Origin of the sequence: Allorhizobium sp. Av2 (assembly GCF_021462805.2) — a bacterium.
Classification (GTDB): Bacteria; Pseudomonadota; Alphaproteobacteria; order Rhizobiales; family Rhizobiaceae; genus Allorhizobium; species Allorhizobium vitis_G.
In genome coordinates this window covers 997844-1019317 of the sequence record NZ_CP192697.1, presented here as the reverse complement: position 1 = coordinate 1019317, position 21474 = coordinate 997844, and the positions used below count along the sequence as shown (strand labels likewise).

The following is a 21474-nucleotide window of genomic DNA, read 5'->3' as shown; positions in this document are numbered from 1 at the left end:
AATGATTAATCCGCAGGACAAGGCCAATCGGACGGATTGGTCAGGCCTGCGGGAAGCTTGGTCTTTGCATCGCCACAGGCAAGGTTGACCTGGTCCTGTTTCAGCCCCTTGGCTGTCGATAGGTCCACCCCCTCAATGCGGGTTCGAAACAGGAATGCGTCTTCAAAATCGACGCCACCATCCAGCCGCGCCAAATTGAAACTGGCGCGGGACAGATTTGCCAATGTGAATTTGGCTCCCATCAGGATGGCCTTTTCAAAATTCACCCGGCTCAACTCTGCCTTGGTAAAATCAGCACCGGCCAGATTGGCGCCAGCCAAATTGACGCGCTGCATTTCCGCCGAGACAAAACTGGCGTCTACTCCAGACATTGCCGACATCTCGGCGCGATAGGATTCGATACGGTCGAACTTCGCACCGTCAGCATTGGCGCCAGCGAAAGAGGCGCGGATCAATGTCGCCTTTTCCAGATCGGCGGCCTGCAAACTGGAATTGCTCAAATCGGTAAAACTCAAGTCCGCATCATAGAGATTGGCACCACGGAGGTCGCTGCCACCCAGCATTAACTGCCGTTTGCGGCATTCTGACCAGTCGACCTTGCTGGCTGCCCCGCTTCGGCAATCGGCGGCCTGAGCAATGCTCGTTCCCAGCATAGAGACGACAACGAGAGAGAACAGGCAAGACGCCAGCCTGGCAGCAGTTTTGACATCCTGGAACAAAGCAAATTGCATAGATCTCGTCCAACCTCACCTTTTGGCCATGCACAGCAATCCACCGCACGATCACCATGCATTCCCCCACTGCATAATTCCTTAAATCCCAACTGATGTAAGAAGAAATTTATGCAGCAATTTCACGTGCCATAGCCCTTTGTTTTTACCTATCTCCTCCACCCATTCACATATGGAAACGGGAGAGGCGTCAAGCCTGCTATTGACCTATCTAAACAGACCTTCCTTGGTTACCCAAGGAGTGTCTGCTTAAAATCTGGCGATAAGAGCGCGATTTTTCTCCAAAAGACGTTTGTCACTCTCCGAAAACCCTGCTTCTTCGAGAAAATCATGCTGGGCGATGGTCCTCACGGACTCTTTGACAGGGTGATTGGTGTGCAATGCAATTGTCAAGTATTTCGCCGTGCGGTAAGCGTGATGCGTGACCCATAGCGACCTGACCATTCTTGTCATCGATGAAAATGCCATCCGCGCCTCGATTATTGAGGAAGGGCTGCGGGAGGCAGGGCATCTGCATGTCACTGTTATCAATGAGGTCCAGGGTATTGCCCGCAGCATAGAAACGCTGGCGCCAGACGTGATCATCATCGACCTGGAAAACCCAAATCGCGATATGCTTGAACATCTGTTTCAACTGAGCCGCAGTGTCAGCCGGCCGATTGCGATGTTCGTTGACCGCGCCGATACGGAATCGATTGCCGCTGCCGTCGATGCCGGGGTTTCCGCCTATATCGTTGATGGCTTGCGCAAGGAGCGCGTCAAGCCGATCCTCGATATGGCCGTCATCCGGTTCCGGGCCTTTGAGCGGTTGCAGCGCGAATTGACGCAAGCCCGCACGGCGCTGGAAGAGCGCAAGGTGATCGAGCGGGCCAAGGGTATCTTGATGAAAATGCGCGGCCTTTCGGAAGAAGAGGCTTTCGCCCTGCTGCGGCAAAGCGCCATGAACGAGAAAAAGAAAATGGTGGAGATCGCTCAAAGCGTTGTCACCGCCGCCAGCCTTTTGATGTGAGGACGCCAGACATGACCGAGGCCGCCACACAGACGACCATTCGTTCCGCACCGGTCGCAGGCCGGACGGAAACCCGTCACCTGCGCGTCGGCTTCATTCCGCTAGTCGATGCCTCGGTGCTGATTGCAGCCGTTGAATTCGGCTTTGCAGCGCGCCATGGCCTGACCTTGGAACTGGTGAAAGACGTCTCCTGGGCCAATCTCCGTGACCGGCTGGCCTTCCAGCAATTCGATGTCGCCCATATGCTATCGCCGATGCCGGTCGCCTCCATGCTCGGCCTCGGCTCCAACCCCTCCCCGACCATTACTGCGTTTTCGCTGGGACAGGGTGGCAATGCGATCACTCTGTCGATCCGGCTGTTTCAGCGGATGGAGGAAACCGGTTTTGTTGCGGCGCAAGCGAGCGCGCTGGACAATGTCCGGGCGCTGGCCCGTGTGCTGGAGATCATGCGCGAACGCGGCGAGCCGATGCCAACCTTGGGCATGACCTATCCGTTTTCCTCGCATAATTACGAATTTCGCTATTGGCTGGCCGCTGGAGGCATCGATCCAGACCGCGACGTGAAGCTGGTCGTGGTGCCACCACCGCTCACCTCCGATGCCTTGGCCGCAGGCGCCATCGATGGCTTTTGCGTTGGCGCGCCCTGGAACATGGTAGCCTCCGAGCGCGGCGTTGGCCGGATCGTCGCCGCCAAGCAGGATATCTGGCCATCGGCCCCTGAAAAAGTGCTGGGCATGCGCCCGGATTGGGCGGCGGAAAACCAGGATACTGTTAACAGGTTGATCACCGCTCTCGATGAGGCTGCCCGCTGGTGTGACGCGCCAGACAACCGCGATGCGCTGGCCGAAATGCTCTCAGCACCACGCTATATCGGCGCGCCAGGCGACATCATCCGCCATGTGCTGGGCGGCGTCTTCCATCTGGATGCAAAAGGCAATCGCCGGGTCATCGACCACTATTTCCGCTTCCATGCCGAGCAGGCAAACTATCCCCGCCCAAGCCAGGCCTTGTGGATCTATAGCCAGATGATCCGCTGGGGGCAGACGCGCTACGACGAAGCTGATGTGGAAAAAGCAGCCAGCGCCTTTCGCCCGGATATCTACCGCGCCGCCCTTGGCCTGCCCAATCAGTTGGCACTAGACGATTTGCGGATAGAAGGACTGCGCGATGGAGACCGCTTCATCGATGGTTTCGTCTTCGATCCCGCCAAACTTGCCTCCTATCCAAAGCAGTTTCCGGTGCACGCCCCTCTTGCAGCATCTGCGAGACCAGACGAAATTTGAACGGATTTCGGGCAGTTTTTTCGCCAAGTAAATAAGCACTGCGCAATAATTAGACGAGAACCACGACGGATTTTCGATTAGCCTCCGTTAAGGTTCCATCGACGTCCAAAAATCCATGCCTTTCGCCTGAATTTTTTATCTATTAAATTTCAATAGATTAATCTCTTATTTCGCATCTCACCCGAGCAATGCCGTTCTTCTCGCTAGATTTTTATAAAACTGGCACAGGCTTTGCTTCTGTATATTTGCGTGGTCAACGGCGACCGACGCGAAATAGCGCAGACACTGCGCTTTCCCTGAGACATCGACGTCGCAAGGTTTTTGAGCGGACACCTCCCGGTTCGCGCAGGAATCTTCGCGGCGTTTTTTTTGCGTTTTGCCCTTTTGCCCGCCCGACAGGAGCCAGTCATGACCCGCATCGCCCATCACGCTATCAATCGCCGTTCCATTCTCAAGGCAACAGGTGCGGCCGCCACGCTTGCCGCCGCCCGCATCCTTTTGCCAACAGGCGCGCTGGCAGCCACCGCCACGCCGGAAGTCAGTGGCGCCAAACTTGGCTTCATCGCCCTGACAGATGCCGCCCCCTTGATCATCGCGCAGGAAAAAGGCCTGTTTGCAAAATATGGCATGACCGGTGTGGAAGTGTCGAAGCAGGCCTCCTGGGGTGCGACCCGCGATAACCTCGTGTTGGGCGGCGCATCCAATGGCATTGACGGCGCTCATATCCTCACTCCGATGCCGTATCTGATGCAAACCGGCAAAGTCACGCAAAACAATGTGCCGGTGCCGATGTCGATCCTTGCCCGCCTTAATCTCGACAGCCAGGGCATTTCAGTCGCCAAGGAATATGCAGAAACCGGCGTCGCTCTTGACGCCGCCAAGTTGAAGGACGCCTTTGCCGCCAAGAAAGCCAAGACCGGCGAAGTCAAGGTGGCGATGACCTTTCCGGGTGGCACCCATGATCTGTGGATTCGCTACTGGCTTGCCGCTGGCGGCATCAATCCCGACAAGGACGTCTCGACCATCGTCGTGCCGCCACCGCAGATGGTCGCCAATATGAAAGTCGGCTCCATGGACGCCTTCTGCGTCGGTGAACCCTGGAACGAGCAATTGGTCAACCAGGGCATCGGCTTTACCGCCTGTAGCACCGGCGAGCTTTGGAAGGGCCATCCTGAAAAAGCCTTCTCGATGCGCACCGACTGGGTGGAAAAGAACCCCAATGCCACCAAGGCGCTGATGATGGCGATCATGGAAGCGCAGATCTGGTGCGATAGCATGGAGAACAAGGCCGAAATGGCCGATATTCTCGGCAAGCGCCAATGGTTCAACGTGCCACCGAAGGATGTGCTTGGCAGGCTGAAGGGCAATATCAATTACGGCAATGGCCGCATGGTGGAAAACACCGGCTTGCAGATGAAATTCTGGCAGGACCATGCCTCCTACCCGTTCAAGAGCCATGACCTGTGGTTCCTCACCGAAAATATCCGCTGGGGCAAGTTTGCCGCCGATCTCGACATGAAAGCGCTGGTGGACAAGGTCAACCGGGAAGACATCTGGCGCGCTGCCGCCAAGGATCTGTCGGTGGCCAGCGCCGATATTCCGGCATCCACCTCACGCGGCAAGGAAACCTTCTTTGACGGCAAGGTCTTCGACCCTGAAAACCCCAAAGCCTATCTCGACAGCCTGACCATCAAGGCTACGGCGTGACCGCGCGCAACAGGAGAAAGCTCATGTCCGCAAGTCTTCGCAAAGCAGAACCCGCAGCCCTTTCTACTCCACAATCGGTTGGCACTGTTGTCACCATGGCGCGCCGTCCCACCCGCAGGTTCAACAGTCAGCGCATCGGCGCAAATGTGTTGCGCAATGTCGTGCCACCCTTCGTGGTTCTCGCCATCCTGCTCGGCATCTGGCAGATCGCCTGTTCTCATGCAGGCGCAACCTTGCCGCCGCCAAGCCAGGTCTGGGAAGAAGCCCATGACCTGATCACCGCCCCGTTCTTCAACAATGGGCCGCAGGATATCGGTCTTGGCCTGCGCGTTCTGGTGTCGCTGGAGCGGGTGGCAATCGGCTTCGGGCTGGCCGCCATTGTCGGCGTCTTTCTCGGTGCGGTGGTCGGCCAGAGCATCTGGGCCATGCGCGGCCTTGACCCGATCTTCCAGATCTTGCGTACCGTGCCGCCGCTTGCCTGGTTGCCTCTGTCACTCGCGGCCTTCCAGAACTCCAATCCCTCGGCGATTTTCGTGATCTTCATCACCTCGATCTGGCCAGTGATCATCAACACTGCCGTTGGCGTGCGCAATATTCCCGACGATTACCGCAATGTGGCCCGCGTGCTGCGGCTCAACCCGCTGGAATTCTTCATCCGCATCATGGTGCCTGCCGCTGCCCCTTACATCTTTACCGGGCTTCGCATCGGCGTCGGCCTGTCGTGGCTGGCCATCGTTGCCGCTGAAATGCTGACTGGCGGCGTCGGCATCGGCTTCTTCATCTGGGATGCGTGGAACTCCTCGCGGCTCTCCGACATCATCGTGGCGCTTGCCTATATCGGCGTGACCGGCTTTGTCCTCGACAAGCTCGTCGCTCTCCTTGGCAGTGTCATCACCCGTGGCACCACGAAAAACTAAGGGGAAATCGTGATGAACGCTTATCTCAAAATCGACCATATCGACAAAAGCTTCGAACGATCAGGCACAAAGACCGAGGTATTGAAGGATGTCTCCCTTTCCATCGGTAAGGGCGAGTTCGTGTCGATCATCGGCCATTCCGGCTGCGGCAAGTCTACGCTGCTGAACCTGATTGCCGGGCTGACCCGCGTGACCGCAGGCGCGATCCTACTGGAAAACACCGAGGTCAACGCGCCGGGGCCGGAACGGGCCGTGGTGTTTCAGAACCATTCCCTGCTGCCGTGGCTGACGGTGTATGAAAATGTCAATCTCGCCGTCTCCAAGGTGTTTGCGGGCCGCAAGACCAAGGCCGAAAAGCATGACTGGGTGATGCGCAATCTCGATCTCGTGCAGATGGGTCATGCAAAAGACAAGCGTCCCTCGGAGATCTCAGGCGGCATGAAACAGCGGGTCGGCATTGCCCGGGCGCTGGCCATGGAGCCGAAAATCCTGCTGCTGGACGAGCCTTTCGGAGCACTGGACGCGCTGACCCGCGCTCATTTGCAGGACGCCGTGATGGAAATCCATGCGCGCCTCGGCAATACGATGATCATGATTACCCACGATGTCGATGAGGCCGTGCTGCTCTCCGACCGGATCGTGATGATGACCAACGGCCCCGCCGCAAAGATCGGTGAAGTGCTTGACGTGCCGATCCCCCGTGTCCGCGACCGTATCGCATTGGCCGGAGACCGGACCTATCTCAAATCCCGCGAAGCCGTGTTGAAGTTCCTCTACGAACGTCACCGCTTCGTCGAAGCCGCGGAGTAAGTCATTATGGCGGAAAAACTGGTTATTATCGGCAATGGCATGGCGCCGGGCCGGATGCTGGAAGAGCTGTTTGAAAAAGCACCCGGCCTTTATGACCTCACCGTTTTCAATGCCGAGCCGCGCGTCAATTACGACCGCATCATGCTCTCGCCGGTGCTGTCGGGCGAAAAGGCCTATGAAGACATCATCATCCATAACGATCAATGGTATGAAACCCATGGTGTGACCCTGCATCGCGGTGCGAAAGTCTCCGGCATCGACCGGCAGGCAAAAACCGTGACCTCGGAAAACGGCATCACCGCCGCCTATGACAAGCTGGTGATCGCCACCGGTTCCCTGCCCTTCATCATTCCGGTCCCCGGCCATCAACTGCCCGGCGTGCTCGCCTATCGCGATCTCGATGATGTCGAAAAAATGCTGGAGATCAGCAAGGGCCAGGGCCGGGCCATCATCATCGGCGCGGGGTTGCTGGGGCTTGAAGCCGCCTATGGCTTGAAGCGCCAGGGCATGGAAGTCACCGTCATTCACCTAATGCCGACCATCATGGAGCGCCAGCTCGACCCTGCTGCCGCCTATCTTCTGGAAAAGGCGTTGAGCGAACGGGGCATCGAGATCATCACCAAGGCCAATACCAAGGCGATCCTCGGCACAGACAAAGTCGAAGGCATTGAGTTGGAAGACGGTCGGGTGATTTCAGGCGACATGGTGGTGATGGCGGTTGGTATCCGCCCGGCTTCACAGTTGGCCAAGGATGCCGGTCTTGCCGTTAATCGTGGCATTGTTGTCGATGACGGCATGCAGACGTCGGACGCTTCGATCTTTGCACTTGGCGAATGCGCTGAACATCGCGGCATGTGCTACGGTCTGGTCGCGCCGCTCTATGAAAGCGCGCGGGTGCTGGCCGATAGGCTGACCGGCGGTCATGCCGAATATCACGGCTCCGTCGTCAATACCAAGCTGAAGGTCACCGGCATCAACCTGTTTTCAGCTGGTGACTTTGCAGAAGCCCCGGACCGCGAAGAAATCGTGCTGCGCGATGCCTCGTCCGGCATCTACAAACGGCTGGTGCTGAAGGATAACCGGATTATCGGCGCCGTGCTTTACGGCGAAACCGGTGATGGCTCTTGGTTCTTCGATTTGATGAAGCGCGGCACTGATATTTCGCAGATGCGCGACACGCTTATTTTCGGCCAGTCCTACCAGGGGGGTACACCGCTGGACCCTATGGCGGCCGTTGCAGCCTTGCCGGATGATGCGGAAATCTGCGGCTGCAACGGCGTCTGCAAGGGCAAGATCGTCTCGACCATTACCGGCAAAGGCCTGACCTCACTGGATGAGGTGCGCGCCCATACGAAAGCTTCCGCCTCCTGCGGCAATTGCACCGGTCTTGTCGAGCAGGTCATGGCGCTGACGCTGGGTGATGCTTATAACCCAAAGGCCGTCACGCCGATCTGCGCCTGCACCGACCTTGGCCATGACGACGTGCGCCGGTTGATCAAGGCCAAGGGCTTGAAGACCATCCCCGCCGTCATGCAGGAACTGGAATGGAAGAGCTCCTGCGGCTGCGCCAAATGCCGCCCGGCACTCAACTATTACCTCGTCTGCGATTGGCCAGATGAATATGCCGATGACTACCAGTCGAGGTTCATCAATGAGCGTGTCCACGCCAATATTCAGAAGGACGGCACCTATTCGGTCGTACCGCGCATGTGGGGCGGCGTCACCAATGCCGCCGAACTGCGCGCCATTGCCGATGTGGTCGACAAGTTCGAAATTCCCATGGTCAAGGTCACCGGCGGCCAGCGCATCGACCTGCTGGGCATCGAAAAGGAAGACTTGCCCGCCGTTTGGGCCGATCTTGGCAAGGCAGGCTTCGTCTCCGGCCAGGCCTATGCCAAGGGTCTGCGCACCGTAAAGACCTGCGTCGGCTCCGACTGGTGCCGGTTCGGCACGCAGGATTCCACCGGGTTTGGTATCAAGCTTGAAAAATTCATGTGGGGCTCCTGGACACCCGCCAAGTTGAAACTGGCCGTTTCCGGCTGTCCTCGCAACTGCGCTGAAGCGACCTGCAAGGATATCGGCGTCATCTGCGTCGATTCAGGATTTGAAATCCATTTTGCCGGAGCAGCCGGTCTCGACATCAAGGGCACCGATGTTCTGGGTCTGGTCAAAACCGAGGAAGAAGCCCTGGAGCATATCGTTGCGCTGACCCAGATGTACCGCGAACAGGGCCGCTATCTGGAGCGGATCTACAAATGGGCAAAACGCATTGGCCATGATGAGGTACGCCGCCAGATCATGGAGGATGAAACCAAGCGCAAGGCTTATTTCGAACGCTTCGTTTTCAGCCAAAAATTCGCCCAGGTCGATCCCTGGTCGGAGCGCGTTTCCGGCAAGGACAAGCATGAGTTCAAGCCGATGGCCACCATCGGTTACACCCAGGCAGCGGAGTGAGATCATGGATCAGAACTGGACCTCTATCGGCCATATCGATGACATTCCGCTGCGTGGCGCGCGCTGCGTAAAAACCCCGCAAGGCAAGATCGCGGTGTTTCGCACCGCCGAAAACGAGGTCTTCGCCATCGAGGACCATTGCCCGCACAAGGGTGGCCCGCTCAGCCAGGGCATCGTCCACGGCAAAGCAGTCACCTGCCCGCTGCACAATTGGGTAATTTCGCTAGAAAGCGGCAAGGCGCTGGGTGCCGATGAGGGAGCCGTGCGCACGATTGCGGTTCGCAATATCGACGGCGTGCTCTCCATTGCCATGGAAAGCCTGTTGCAGGCAGCGGAGTGAGCATCATGTCCGGCGAGACGAAAACCACCTGTCCCTATTGCGGCGTCGGCTGCGGCGTGATTGCCAAGGTCGAGGACACCAAGGTTGAGGACAATGGTGCCGTCAGCATCAAGGGCGACCCGGATCATCCAGCCAATCTTGGCAGGCTCTGTTCCAAGGGCTCGGCGCTGGGTGAAACGCTCGATCTGGAGGGCCGGGCGCTCACTCCGACCGTGTACGGCGAGCGCCAGACCTGGGATATGGCGCTTGATCTCGTTGCCGAGAGGTTTTCCCGCAGCATTGCCGAGCATGGGCCGGATTCGGTCGCCTTCTATCTCTCCGGCCAATTGCTGACAGAGGATTATTACGTCGCCAACAAGCTGATGAAAGGTTTTATCGGCTCGGCCAATATCGATACCAATTCGCGTCTCTGCATGGCCTCTTCGGTCGCTGGCCATAAGCGGGCCTTCGGCTCCGATACCGTTCCCGGCACCTATCGTGACCTGGAACTGGCCGATCTCATCGTGCTTGTCGGCTCCAATATGGGCTGGTGCCATCCGGTGCTCTATCAGCGGATTGCTGCGGAAAAGGCCAAGCGCCCCGGCCTGAAAGTGGTGGTGATCGATCCGCGGCGGACCGCGACCTCCGACATTGCCGATCTGCATCTGTCGATCCGCCCGGATGGCGATGTGGCGCTGTTCAACGGCTTGCTGGCGCATCTGGTCGAAAACGGCAGCATCGACCAATCCTATATTGCAACCCATACGAATGGCTTTGCGGAAGCATTTGCCGCGGCGGCCGGTCACTCGCTTGGCGATCTGATGGAGGCGACCGGCCTGCCCGCCATGCAGTTGCGGCAGTTTTTCCAGCTGTTTGCCGCAACGGAAAAAACCGTGACCTGCTATAGCCAGGGCGTCAACCAGTCCTCGCTTGGCACGGACAAAGTCAATGCGATCATCAATTGCCATCTGGCGACCGGACGGATCGGCAGGCCTGGCATGGGACCGTTTTCGCTAACCGGTCAGCCGAATGCCATGGGCGGACGCGAGGTCGGTGGCCTCGCCAACATGCTGGCCGCCCATATGGAGCTGGGCAATCCCACGGATCGGGATCGCGTGCAGCGGTTCTGGGCGGCGCCCACCATGGCCGAAAAACCCGGCCTGAAAGCCGTGGACATGTTTAAGGCGGTGGCTGATGGGCGGATCAAGGCGCTGTGGATCATGTCCACCAATCCTGTCGTTTCCATGCCCGATGCCGATGCCGTCAAGGCGGCGATTGCCGCCTGCCCCTTCGTTGTCGTTTCCGACATGCAGGCCGATACCGATACGGCAAAGCTGGCGCATGTGCTGCTGCCAGCCGCTGGCTGGGGCGAAAAATCCGGCACCGTCACCAATTCCGAACGGCGAATTTCCCGCCAGCGAACCTTCAAACCAGCCCCTGGCGAGGCCAGGGCAGACTGGTGGCAGATGGCCGAGGTTGGCCGCCGCATGGGCTTTGGCAGCGCCTTTGCCTATCAATCGCCCGCCGAGATCTTTGCCGAACATGCCGCGCTATCGGCTTTTGAAAACAACGGCACCCGCGATTTCGATATTAGCGCTTACGGCGCGATCACTGATGCAGACTATCAGGCGCTTTCCCCCTTCCAATGGCCACAGAGACAGGGCGAGCCTGCGGGGGAAAGCCGGTTTTTCGCCAATGGCGGCTTTTATCATCCCGATGGCAAGGCCCGTTTCATTGCCTGCGAAACCGCAATACCGGATAGGGCAAGTCAGGATTTCCCCCTCACCCTCAATACCGGGCGGGTGCGCGATCATTGGCATACGATGACGCGGACGGCAAAAAGCGCGAGGCTATCGGCGCATCTGGCCGAACCCTTCGCGGAAATCCACCCGCTGGACGCCGCCAATCTCGGCATTGCCGATGCGGCCCTTGTGGAGATTTCCAGCAAGACCGGCAGCCGGGTGATCGTTCGTGCGCTTTTGACCAGCCGCCAAAGCCGTGGCGCCATTTTCGTGCCGATGCACTGGACCGGCGAAACAGCCTCACTGGCCCGCATCGATAGCCTCGTCCCCTCCCTGGTGGACCCGGTTTCGGGCCAGCCAGCGCTGAAACATGTCGCCGTTGCGGCAAAACCCTATGCGGCAAAGGCCTATGGTTTTGCCGTATCGGCTGATAAGCCGCAGGCGCTGGACGCATCCTATTGGGCTTTAGCCAAGGCCGAGCATGGCTGGCGGTTGGAACTGGCTTTCGAGCATGGCTGCGATTGGGAAAGCTGGGCTCGAGCAACGCTTGCCGTACCCACCACCGCAGAGATGATCGGCTATAGCGACCATGCCAGTGGCGATGTCCGACTTGCGTTTTTTGACGCAGGCAGGCTTTGCGCCGCGCTATTCATGGCGAGCCAACCGGTTGCGGTGTCGCGCAATTGGGCCAGCGCCCGGCTTGACGACGACTTTACCGACCGCCGTACCCGTCTGGCGCTGATTGCCGGGCGGCCCGGCGCCGGCCAGATCGATCCGGGGGCGATTGTCTGTTCGTGTTTCTCGATCGGGATCAACCAGATCACCAATGCTGTCAGGGGCGGCTGCTGCACGGTCGAAGCCGTCGGTAAGAGCCTGTCTGCTGGAACCAATTGCGGCTCCTGCCGCGCCGAAATCAGGAGGATTATCGATGCCGTTCAAATCCTTGCCGCAGAATAACTCCCGCCGCCCGGAACGGGTCGCACCGCTTTCCAAACTGCCGGTTTTCTGGGCGCTGGAGGGCAAGCGGGTCATCGTCGCCGGTGGTTCGGAAGGGGCAGCCTGGAAGGCGGAATTACTGGCTGCCTGCGGCGCTGATGTCGAGGTGTTCTGCGCCGAGGACGAATTGTCCGATACCTTCCGCACCCTCCTTGAAGAGCATGACCGCATGGTCCTTCATCCCCATTGCTGGCATATCGGCATTTTTGAAAACGCCGCTTTGGCGCTTGCCGATTGCGAGACGGAGGACGAGGCCAAGGCATTCTATTGCGCGGCAAAAGCGGCGGGCGTGCCGGTCAATGTCATCGACAAGCCCGCCTATTGCCAATTCCAGTTCGGCTCCATCGTCAACCGCTCGCCGGTCGTGGTGGCGATTTCCACCGATGGCGCAGCACCAATCCTCGGGCAGGCTATCCGGCGGCGGATTGAAACCCTGCTACCACCGGCGCTGAAACCATGGGCAGAACTGGCACAAGCGATCCGTGGCCGGATCAATGAAAAGCTGGCGCCGGGCGCACCGCGCCGCACCTTCTGGGAACGGTTCGTGGACCGCGCCTTTGCCGGCAATGCACCGCCGCAGGACAATGAGGCGGACTTGCTGCTGAACGAGGCGGGCAGGCTCGCAAACGCCCCGGCACTTGGGCGGGTCACACTGGTCGGCGCGGGGCCGGGCGATGCGGAATTATTGACCTTGAAAGCCGTGCGGGCACTGCAAGCCGCCGATGTCATTCTGTTTGACGATCTGGTCTCCGCTGACGTTCTCGAACTTGCCCGCCGTGAAGCCAAACGCATGCTGGTTGGCAAGCGTGGCGGGCGGGAAAGCTGCAAGCAGGACGATATCAACGACATGATGGTGCGGTTTGCCAAGGCTGGAAAGCGGGTGGTGCGGCTGAAATCCGGCGATCCGATGATTTTCGGACGGGCAGGCGAGGAAATCACCCGGCTGGCAAATGAGGGTATTGCCGTGGATATCGTACCTGGCATTACCTCGGCCAGCGCCATGGCGGCGGCACTTGGTATTTCACTCACCCACCGCGATCACGCTCAGTCGCTGCGGCTGGTGACCGGCCACTCCCGGCACGGCGACCTGCCGGAAAGCCTCAACTGGTGCGATATGGCCGATCCATCCGTCACAACGATCTTCTATATGGGCGGTCGGATGGCAGGCCGGATTGCCGAAAATCTCATGGCGGCGGGCATGGCTTCCGACACGCAAGCGGTGGCGATGACCTCAATCAGCCGTGCGCAACAGACAAGCTGGCGTGGAACGGTCGGGGATCTCGCCGATGCAGTCACCACACTTGGCGTCAGCAACCCAATTCTCATCGGCGTCGGCGCGGCCTTTGCCCAGTCAGGCACAACAACGCAGTCTGCTTTGCCCGAACAGGCAGAACAGCAATTGACGGCTTCTTGAAAGAAATATCTTCCAAAAACGAAAAGCCTGCCGCGGGAGGAGGTGCAGCAGGCTTTTCGAAAAGAACCGAATGACGACTGGGAGGAGGAGTGCCGTCATTCCCACGGGCTGCTCTGGGAGGAGGAGAGGCTGGCCCGGTATATCGAAGCTTTGCGGGAGGAGGATGCATCGCTTCGATGAAAAGAGTTATACCTGATTTTCGCACATTTTCGAGGCAGTTTTTCGCACGCCAGCCATGCGCTATGCGCGTAGCGAATTGCTCATCCGTCCCTCATCTGAATTCCCTCGTCAATCACGACTCGTATCAATGCCCACCCGCGCTGAGAACGGCTTGCGGATCGCGATGCAAGGCAAAACGGTCCATCATATGGGCGCTGGCAACATTCAGCCCCTTCACATCCACCACAGCGCCCTTGGCGCGGAACTTCAGCACCACCTTGTCGAGGGCGCCAACCGCGGTAATGTCCCAGAAATGCGCCTGGGTAACGTCGATGGTGATGGATTTCACATCGTCATCAAAATCGAAGGCGGCGATAAAGGCTTCGGAGGACGCAAAGAAAATCTGCCCATCCACGCGGTACAGCCTTGAGCCATCGACATGATCTTCGGCTTTGACATGCACCATCCGCGCCACTTTACCGGCAAAGAACACGCCCGATAGCAGCACGCCGACCAGCACGCCTTTCGACAGGTCATGGGTGGCAACAACAGTCACGACGGTTGCCAGCATGACCAGCGACGAGGATGGAGGGTTGGTACGCAGGTCGATGATCGACCGCCAGGAAAACGTGCCGATCGACACCATGATCATGATCGCCACCAGGGCGGCCATGGGAACCACCCGCAGGATGTCGTCCAGCACAAGCAGCAGCACCAGAAGAAAGCCACCGGCCATGAAGGTCGAAAGACGCCCTCGCCCACCCGATGAAATATTGATCACCGATTGGCCGATCATCGCGCAGCCACCCATGCCGCCGAACAGGCCGGAAGCGATATTGCTTGCTCCCTGGCCGATGCATTCCTGGCTCTTGTTGCTTTGCGTATCCGTCATGTCATCGACGATCTGGGCCGTCAGCAGCGATTCCAACAATCCAACGGCGGCAAGCGCGATGGAATAAGGAAAAATAATCTGCAACGTCTCGAAGGTCAGCGGCACCTGCGGCCATCCGAACAATGGCAGGCTGGACGGCAATTCGCCGAGATCGCTGACGCTGCGGACATCCCATCCGAACCACCAGGTCGCAGCCGTCAGCACGGCGATTGCCACCAGCGGCGACGGCACCGCCTTGGTCAGACGCGGGAAGAGATAGATGATGGCAAGCGCCACACCGATCATCGCGAAAGTCGATGGTGGGCGGCCAAGCAATTCCGGCAATTGCGCCATAAAGATCAGGATCGCCAGGGCATTGACGAAGCCCGTCATCACCGAACGCGACACGAAGCGCATCAAACGCCCGAGCTTCAGGAAGCCCGCCAGAATTTGCAACAGGCCCATCAGCACGGTTGCGGCAAACAGATATTGAATACCGTGGTCCTTGACCAATCCACCGATCAACACTGCGGTTGCGGCAGTGGCAGCGGAAATCATGCCGGGGCGCCCACCGCAGATGGCGGATACACAGGCGATGATAACCGAGGCAAACAGCCCGATCTTCGGATCGACCCCGGCAATCACCGAGAAGCCGATGGCTTCAGGAATAAGCGCAAGGGCCACAACAATGCCCGACAGGACATCGCCACGGATATTCGAGAACCAGTCTCGCTGGTATCGTTCAAGTTTTTTCATGGAAATTGTTTCGCAACGGGGAAGATTTTCAAAAACGCTCAGAGCTAACCGAATAAACGGATCATCACGTTTCAGAAATGTCGTGCGTTGTCTGGCGGATCGGCGGCCAGAATAGCCACCCGGAATTTCACCGGGTCCGGGGTTAATGGCCTTTCTATAGGCAGAAAGCAGCGGTTTTGCAATCCCGTACCCGCCTTGGTTTGAAAGACGGAGAGGTTAGAAACTCGCAACCTTGCCCCAGGCGGAGTGAGCCAGCCGCTCGGGCCGATAGTCTTTGGGATCGACAATCGGTTCGGAACCGGTGATGATATCGGCGATCAAATGCCCTGCCCCCGGCCCAATGCCAAAACCATGGCCACTGAAGCCGGCAGCCAGAATAAAGCCCGGCAGGGATGGAATCTCGCCGATGGCGGGCACGCCATCCGGGGTACTGTCGATATAGCCAGCCCAACTGGCCGAAATCTTTGCACCAGCCAAAGCAGGCAGCAATTCACCAGCCCGGCGATAGGTTTCGGCGATCAGTTTGCGATCCGGTATCGGATCGAGAATACGGTTGCGCTCCATGGGGGTGATCTTGTCCAGCGCCCATTTCGCCAGCGTCTCATGGCCATTGCGCAGACCTTCGATCGTCCCCGGCTTCAGGCTTCTCCACCGCCGCTGGAACATCGGCAGAAAGGCCTTGCCATAGCGGATCTGCTGGGGGGTCAGATCGACGCTGGCACGACCGCTGATCGCCATGGTATAGCCGCCATCGCCCCGTCGGGTCACCGACACCCGTGCCGTATGCAGGGCGTCCGGCAGAGTTCCGGCTCCTAGTCCCTCAAGAGGACCGACAGACAGAATGGAGGATCGGATGGAGGCCTGCGGAAAGCGAATATTCAACTGATTGCAGAAGGACGACGCCCAGGCGCCGCCCGCCATCACCACCGTTCCCGTGCGGATCGTCCCCTTTTCCGTCACCACCGCACTGACGCGGCCAGCCTCGGTTTCCAACCCACGGGCCGCGCAATGCTGCATGACGGTTCCGCCAAATTTCATCACGCCACGGGCAATGACCGGTGCAGCCCGCTCCGGGACAGCGATGCCATCGCTGGGCGAAAAGACCCCGCCGAGCCAGGGCTTGTGCGTCGCGCTACCTTTTTCGGCGGCTTCTTTTGCCGAAAGCACATGGGTCGTGACGCCGACCGTTTTGGCAAAGTCACGCCATTTGGCCCAGGTGGCGATTTCCGCCTCGCTATTGCTCAGGTAAAGCAGGCCGCAACGGCGAAACCCGACATCCTCGCCAATGTCACTGGCAAAACTTTCCCACAGATCGAGGCTTTTGGTCGCGATCGGCAATTCGCGGGCATCGCGGTTCTGCTGGCGGCACCAGCCCCAATTGCGGCTGGACTGCTCCGCCCCGATCAGCCCCTTTTCCAACAGCACGACCTTGACGCCGCGCTTTGCCAGAAAATAGGCGGTACATGTCCCGACGATACCGCCGCCAATCACCACGACATCAGCCGCCTCAGGCAAAGTGGTGTGGGTCTCGATTCGCAACAGGGGTACACGCATGAAAAGCTCCTTGATTGCCGATCATCATAAGCATTTCCATCAGTGAAAAGCACCGCGATTGCCCCAAATTCAGCATTTCCTTCCGTTTTTGGAAACGCAAACAATCCCTGTGTTGCATAAGGTTTTTCAAAGCCTTCCAGCTTGCTTTCCTGATGATGACGGCTTGCACTTTGGCTTTCGAAGCATAATATGCTGGCACACAGGCTTCAGGAAAAACGGGCATCAGGGGAAACAGCAGCGTGAAGCTCGACAGGATCGACATCAAGATTCTCTATGAATTGCAAAAGAACGGCCGGATCACCAATGTGGAACTGGCCGAATTGGTCAATCTGTCGCCCAGCCCCTGCCTGATGCGGGTGAAGAAGCTTCAGGCAGATGGCTATATCGAAGGCTATTCCGCCCAGATCAATGTCAGCAAGCTTGGCCAGACGCTAACTGTGTTTACCGAAATCACCTTGAAGAACCACAGGCAGATCGATTTTGCCCGCTTTCTGGCAGCCGTCGAAAAAGTTGACCAGGTGATCGAATGTCACCTGGTCTCCGGCGGCTATGATTACATGCTGAAATTCGTCACATCAGGGATTGGCGAATATCAGTCGATCATGGAAAGGCTGACCGACATGGATATCGGCATCGACAAATATTTCAGCTTCGTGGTGCTGAAATCACCGATCGTCAAATCGCATATGCCTCTGACCAGCCTGTTTCCGATGTAGGCTTATTTAGCCGCAAACCACCGCTTCCACCGAAAGCGCCAGACCAAGCAGGGCCTCATCGGACCCTGCAGGCCCGGAGACTTGCAGGCCAACAGGCATATTGGCTTCACCCGTTCCGCATGGCAGCGAAACCGCGCACCAGTCGAGGAAATTGCCGAGCATCGTGTTGCGCAATGTCTTGCCGTTGGTTGCCACGAACAGGTCATCGTCAGCCACAAGCGGCGCGGTCAGCGGTGCGACATGCGCGACGGTTGGCGTCAGGATGAATTCATCCGTGCCGATCTGGCCGGTAAATTCCGCAATCAATTGGTCACGCCGGTCGATAAGCTCGACATAGCTGGAAAGGCTGATGTTTTCGCCCAGCAGCGCCCGTGTGGCGACGCGGTGGTCCATGCGGGCCGCCTCCGGTCCATGCAGACGGTGGCGATGCAGCACATAGGCTTCCGCTGTTACCAGCGGACCATGCTTGGCGAGAATATCGAGGATCTGCTGCATGATCGGGAAGGCCTGGCGGCGCACCACGGCACCCGCCTGCTCCAGGCGGCGTATCGCAGCCTCAAATGCTTGAACCACACCATCCTCGGCACCGTCGAAAAACACTGTTTCCGGCACAACGAACCGGCGTCCGGCCAAGGCGGTGCGGGTCACCTGCGGCTGCGTCAGCCCGCGCATGGCAGCATCCACCCAAACCGCATCCTGCACGGTGCGGCAGAGCGGCCCAAGGGAATCGAGACTTTTCGAGAGCGGAAAGACGCCACGCATGGAATAGCGGCCACGGGTCGCCTTATAGCCGACAATACCATTGAAGGCGGAGGGAATGCGGACAGATCCGCCCGTATCCGTCCCGATCGACACCGGCACCAGCGCGGAGGCAACGGCAACACCAGAGCCTGAGGACGATCCGCCGGGAACCCGTACGTCACCCATGCTGTGCGGATTGCGCGGCGTGCCGTAATGCGGATTAACCCCAAGGCCGGAAAAGGCAAATTCGCTCATATTGACATGACCGATGGACACCATCCCGGCACTTGCCAGAGCCTGGACGACATCCGCATCGCGCACTGCGGGGGGGTGATCACCCAGCACCACGGAGCCTGCGGTGGTGGTTATTCCCTTAAGATCGAAAAGGTCCTTCCAGGCAATCGGTATCCCGTCCAAAGGGCCAAGCGAGCAACCGGCCCGGATGCGCGATGCCGAAGCCTGGGCCTCCTGCATCGCCCGCTCCGGCGTTAGCCGGGTGAAAATTGTTTGATCCGCATGATCCCGGATGGCTGCCAACGTCTGATGAGCCAGATCCTGCGGATCGAGCCCGCCGGACTGGATCAACACCGCAAGCTGGGCAATGCTTTTGCCTGACATGATTGGGGTCATCGGTTACTCCTTCAATCAATAGAATATTATGCTGCCATCAGCTGAAGCCAGCGACGCACCAGGTAATTATGTTCGTCCATGGTGGTATTCCACACCGCGATGCGGTTGGCACGCTGCCAGTAAGACCCACCGCTGCGGCTTTCGCCAGCCTTGATCCGGATGGCGCCATCCGGTCCGGGCAAGTCCTGCGTAGCGGGCAAGCCGCCATACCAATAATCCCATTCCGCCGTGCTCAGATACGCTTTTGAGCGCTGCGGCGTGGAAATATAATAGCCTTGCCGTGCAACGACAGCGCCTGGCAAGCCTGATATCCACCAGTTGAGATAGTCATAGGCCACGTCCAGCATCCGGCCTTCGAGGCCACGCGACAGGCAAAGCCCGCCATGCCAGGCGCGGTAGCCTTCCACCGGCACCGCCTGTTCGACGGCCATGCCCTGACCGCTCAAGATGGTAATGCCTGTTGACCACATGCTCTGGATATCGGTACGGCCTTTGACCATCAGGGCTGCGGCATCCTCGGCGGTGCGCCAGAAGGCCCTGAAAAATCCGGATTTTTTCTTCTCGGTGAGAATGGCGATCAGCCGATCGATCTCGGCCACGGTCATATTGCCGATATTGTCAAACCGCATCAGGCCCGCCGCCTCAGCAGCAAGAGCTGCATCAAAGATACCGATGGCCGGCTCGTCCACCAGCGCCACCCGGCCCGCCCAGGCCTCGTCCAACAGACTTGCCCAACTGCACACGGACCTGGGGCTTTTCACCAGGTCGCTGCGATAGGCAAAACTATCGAAATTATGGGTGGTGGGCAGCATGGAAATATGGCCGGTCGGATTTTCTCCCAGTGACAGATCCGGCTGGACGAAAAGCTTCTTGACCGGAGCGTCACCCTTGCCCAGTTGGGCACTCGGCTCCAGACGGCCTGTCTTGGTGAGATCGGAAATCTCGGTCCAGAGGTCGATCCGCTTCAATTCTATCGGCTGAATGGCGCGCCAGTACCAGACGATATCCAGGTTATGAAAGCACTGATCGTAAATGTCGTAACTGTCCGGTGCCTGCGCCGCCTTGTGCTGGGTGGTCAGGAAGTCGTTATTGTCGAACACGACCTCGATGCCGAGATCCTGCTGCGCCTGCAGACGCAGCGGCTCCAGCAACGAAATCGCCGTGCCGAGCACCCGCAGACGCGGCTTGCCTTCGGTATGAAGGGCGGGCGCAGGAAAGGCAGCCGGTGGGTTATGGGTGTTCATTCGGGTTTGACATTCCTCACTCACTTATAAAGCCACTGTAAAACCAGAGAGCCTCCACCACCATCCATGCCCGTCACTTTATCGCAAAGGCCTCGAAAGACCGCCTAATCAGCGCCGTCTCCAATCCATCAACAATGAAGACCAGTCTGGAGCGCCGATCCGCCGATGGCCAGCCGCCCATATGGACGGGCGGATGCACCAGATGCTGGACGCCGTGAATGGCGACGGGCCGGTCTTCACCCGCGATGTTCAAAATGCCCTTCACCCGGATAACCCTAGCGCCATGCCGGTTGAGCAGCATGGTCAACCAGATGCCGAACGCGGTCCAGTCAATCGGCTCGTCAACCGTGACCACGAAGGAGCGGAAGTCACCGCTATGGCCAGCATCTACCGGCGCTTCGCAGTAAAAACCGCTGGCCGATTGCAGGGTGGAACTGTGCAGGCTGGCATCGTCTTCCAGCAAGGTGGCGACTGAAAAATCTGCATCTGCCGCGGTCAGAATGGCCGCATCCGGATTGATCGCCACAAGCCGTCCCTTCAGCCGGGTGGCCAATTCCTGATGTTCGAGGGCTTCAGTCATATCGGTCTTGGTGATCACCAGCCGGTCGGCAATCGCCACTTGCCGGGCCGATTCGCCGTAAGCGTCGAGCTGCCCTAACCCATTAATGGCATCGACCGTGGTGATAACATTGCCGTGGCGAAAATGATGGCGCAGGACCGGATCGGCTTTCAGCGTCGATAAGATCGGAAACGGATCGGCAAGGCCGGTGCTTTCGATCATCACCCGGCGAAAGGGTGCGATCTCGCCGCGCTCGCGCCGCTCATGCAAGGTACGTACGGCTTCTGCCAGATCGCCGCGAATGGTGCAGCAGACGCAGCCGGATTGCAAAAGCACCGTATCCCCATCAACCGTTTCCACCAGGTCGTGATCGAGGCCGATTTCTCCGAATTCATTGATCAGCACCGCCGTATCGGCAAGCGCCGGGTCCGACAGCAAGCGCTTGAGCAGCGTCGTCTTGCCGGAGCCGAGGAAGCCGGTCAGCAGATTGACGGGCGTGAACTGGGGAATAGCACCCCTTGCATCAGCCATTATGGGCCGTTTCCATCCGCGCAATCAGCACCGGATCAAGCGGATCACAGGCCCGACCGGACATTTTTTCAGCGACCGACCAGAGATGACCGAGATCCTCGATAATCTCGGTCTTTCCTGTCAGGCTGGACAAGATATAGGATGAGCCCTGCCAGTCGGATAGCGACAGGCCGAACGCTTTCAGCACCCGGTTGGCGGTGCTCACCCGGTTCATCCGTTCACGGCGGCGGTCCACCCGCTCGCCATTGCGGGTGTAGACACCGGGGCGGGCCACGGCGTCAGCCCAATGCTCATTGCCGCCAATCACACCGCAGAGTGAACACATGACGAT

The 21474-nt window shown here is 58.7% G+C and carries 19 protein-coding genes and 1 other annotated feature; of the genes, 10 read left to right on the top strand and 9 right to left on the bottom strand.

Annotation, left to right across the window (positions count from 1 at the left end; translation table 11 throughout):
- Window positions 1-5: 5 nt before the first annotated feature.
- A complete protein-coding gene (locus tag FS819_RS22320; protein WP_156550264.1) occupies window positions 6-731 on the bottom strand; it encodes a pentapeptide repeat-containing protein in 726 nt (241 codons plus the stop codon).
- 421 nt (window positions 732-1152) lie between these two features.
- On the opposite strand from FS819_RS22320, the gene FS819_RS22315 reads away from it, so the two are divergent.
- Window positions 1153-1740 (top strand): ANTAR domain-containing response regulator, encoded by a 588-nt coding sequence (locus tag FS819_RS22315; RefSeq protein WP_234624832.1) that lies wholly within the window; start codon window positions 1153-1155, stop codon window positions 1738-1740.
- Window positions 1741-1751: 11 nt separating this feature from the next.
- A complete protein-coding gene (locus FS819_RS22310; RefSeq protein ID WP_156550265.1) occupies window positions 1752-3023 on the top strand; it encodes a CmpA/NrtA family ABC transporter substrate-binding protein in 1272 nt (423 codons plus the stop codon).
- Between the two features lie 177 nt (window positions 3024-3200).
- Here FS819_RS22310 and FS819_RS22305 read toward each other — a convergent pair whose 3' ends face one another.
- A complete protein-coding gene (locus FS819_RS22305) occupies window positions 3201-3449 on the bottom strand; it encodes a hypothetical protein (RefSeq protein WP_156550266.1) in 249 nt (82 codons plus the stop codon).
- On the opposite strand from FS819_RS22305, the gene FS819_RS22300 reads away from it, so the two are divergent.
- The 7 genes from FS819_RS22300 to cysG are packed head-to-tail and all read left to right on the top strand — an operon-like array spanning window position 3432 to window position 13382.
- Complete coding sequence (locus FS819_RS22300) at window positions 3432-4730, top strand: CmpA/NrtA family ABC transporter substrate-binding protein (RefSeq protein ID WP_156550267.1); 1299 nt, start codon at window positions 3432-3434, stop codon at window positions 4728-4730. The genes FS819_RS22305 and FS819_RS22300 overlap by 18 nt on opposite strands.
- Before the next feature lie 23 nt (window positions 4731-4753).
- Window positions 4754-5647 (top strand): nitrate ABC transporter permease, encoded by an 894-nt coding sequence (gene ntrB, locus FS819_RS22295; protein ID WP_156550268.1) that lies wholly within the window; start codon window positions 4754-4756, stop codon window positions 5645-5647.
- 12 nt (window positions 5648-5659) lie between these two features.
- Window positions 5660-6457: an ABC transporter ATP-binding protein gene (locus FS819_RS22290; RefSeq protein ID WP_156550269.1), complete on the top strand. Its 798-nt coding sequence runs from the start codon at window positions 5660-5662 to the stop codon at window positions 6455-6457.
- Between the two features lie 6 nt (window positions 6458-6463).
- Complete coding sequence (nirB, locus tag FS819_RS22285; protein WP_156550270.1) at window positions 6464-8911, top strand: nitrite reductase large subunit NirB; 2448 nt, start codon at window positions 6464-6466, stop codon at window positions 8909-8911.
- A 4-nt stretch (window positions 8912-8915) separates the two neighbouring features.
- The gene (gene nirD / locus FS819_RS22280) at window positions 8916-9251 is read left to right on the top strand and encodes a nitrite reductase small subunit NirD (RefSeq protein WP_070150135.1); all 336 of its coding nucleotides are present in this window, start codon (window positions 8916-8918) and stop codon (window positions 9249-9251) included.
- Between the two features lie 5 nt (window positions 9252-9256).
- Window positions 9257-11929 carry a nitrate reductase gene (locus FS819_RS22275; RefSeq protein WP_156550271.1) on the top strand — a complete coding sequence of 891 codons (2673 nt, stop codon included), beginning with the start codon at window positions 9257-9259 and terminating at the stop codon, window positions 11927-11929.
- The gene (gene cysG / locus FS819_RS22270; RefSeq protein ID WP_156550272.1) at window positions 11901-13382 is read left to right on the top strand and encodes a siroheme synthase CysG; all 1482 of its coding nucleotides are present in this window, start codon (window positions 11901-11903) and stop codon (window positions 13380-13382) included. The genes FS819_RS22275 and cysG overlap by 29 nt, the downstream gene beginning before the upstream one ends.
- Window positions 13383-13686: 304 nt before the next feature.
- Here cysG and FS819_RS22265 read toward each other — a convergent pair whose 3' ends face one another.
- The 3 genes from FS819_RS22265 to FS819_RS22255 form a co-directional block, all read right to left on the bottom strand.
- Window positions 13687-15168 carry a SulP family inorganic anion transporter gene (locus tag FS819_RS22265; RefSeq protein WP_156550273.1) on the bottom strand — a complete coding sequence of 494 codons (1482 nt, stop codon included), beginning with the start codon at window positions 15166-15168 and terminating at the stop codon, window positions 13687-13689.
- 85 nt (window positions 15169-15253) lie between these two features.
- Window positions 15254-15309: a sequence feature (sul1 is cis-regulatory element that is thought to sense ions involved in sulfur or methionine metabolism; They are found in Alphaproteobacteria), on the bottom strand.
- A gap of 75 nt (window positions 15310-15384) precedes the next feature.
- On the bottom strand, window positions 15385-16722 hold the full coding sequence (locus FS819_RS22260; RefSeq protein WP_156550274.1) for an NAD(P)/FAD-dependent oxidoreductase: 1338 nt from the start codon (window positions 16720-16722) through the stop codon (window positions 15385-15387).
- The gene (locus FS819_RS22255; RefSeq protein WP_156629826.1) at window positions 16676-16984 is read right to left on the bottom strand and encodes a hypothetical protein; all 309 of its coding nucleotides are present in this window, start codon (window positions 16982-16984) and stop codon (window positions 16676-16678) included. Before FS819_RS22255 ends, FS819_RS22260 begins: the two co-directional genes overlap by 47 nt.
- Here FS819_RS22255 and FS819_RS22250 point away from each other — a divergent pair.
- A complete protein-coding gene (locus FS819_RS22250; RefSeq protein ID WP_070164493.1) occupies window positions 16962-17438 on the top strand; it encodes an Lrp/AsnC family transcriptional regulator in 477 nt (158 codons plus the stop codon). The genes FS819_RS22255 and FS819_RS22250 overlap by 23 nt on opposite strands.
- Before the next feature lie 6 nt (window positions 17439-17444).
- Here FS819_RS22250 and FS819_RS22245 read toward each other — a convergent pair whose 3' ends face one another.
- The 4 genes from FS819_RS22245 to FS819_RS22230 form a co-directional block, all read right to left on the bottom strand.
- Window positions 17445-18809 carry an amidase gene (locus FS819_RS22245; protein ID WP_156550275.1) on the bottom strand — a complete coding sequence of 455 codons (1365 nt, stop codon included), beginning with the start codon at window positions 18807-18809 and terminating at the stop codon, window positions 17445-17447.
- A gap of 26 nt (window positions 18810-18835) precedes the next feature.
- Window positions 18836-20053: an ABC transporter substrate-binding protein gene (locus FS819_RS22240; RefSeq protein ID WP_156550276.1), complete on the bottom strand. Its 1218-nt coding sequence runs from the start codon at window positions 20051-20053 to the stop codon at window positions 18836-18838.
- A 73-nt stretch (window positions 20054-20126) separates the two neighbouring features.
- Complete coding sequence (locus tag FS819_RS22235; protein WP_156550277.1) at window positions 20127-21143, bottom strand: CobW family GTP-binding protein; 1017 nt, start codon at window positions 21141-21143, stop codon at window positions 20127-20129.
- Window positions 21136-21468 carry a hypothetical protein gene (locus tag FS819_RS22230; protein ID WP_156550278.1) on the bottom strand — a complete coding sequence of 111 codons (333 nt, stop codon included), beginning with the start codon at window positions 21466-21468 and terminating at the stop codon, window positions 21136-21138. Before FS819_RS22230 ends, FS819_RS22235 begins: the two co-directional genes overlap by 8 nt.
- Window positions 21469-21474 lie beyond the last annotated feature (6 nt).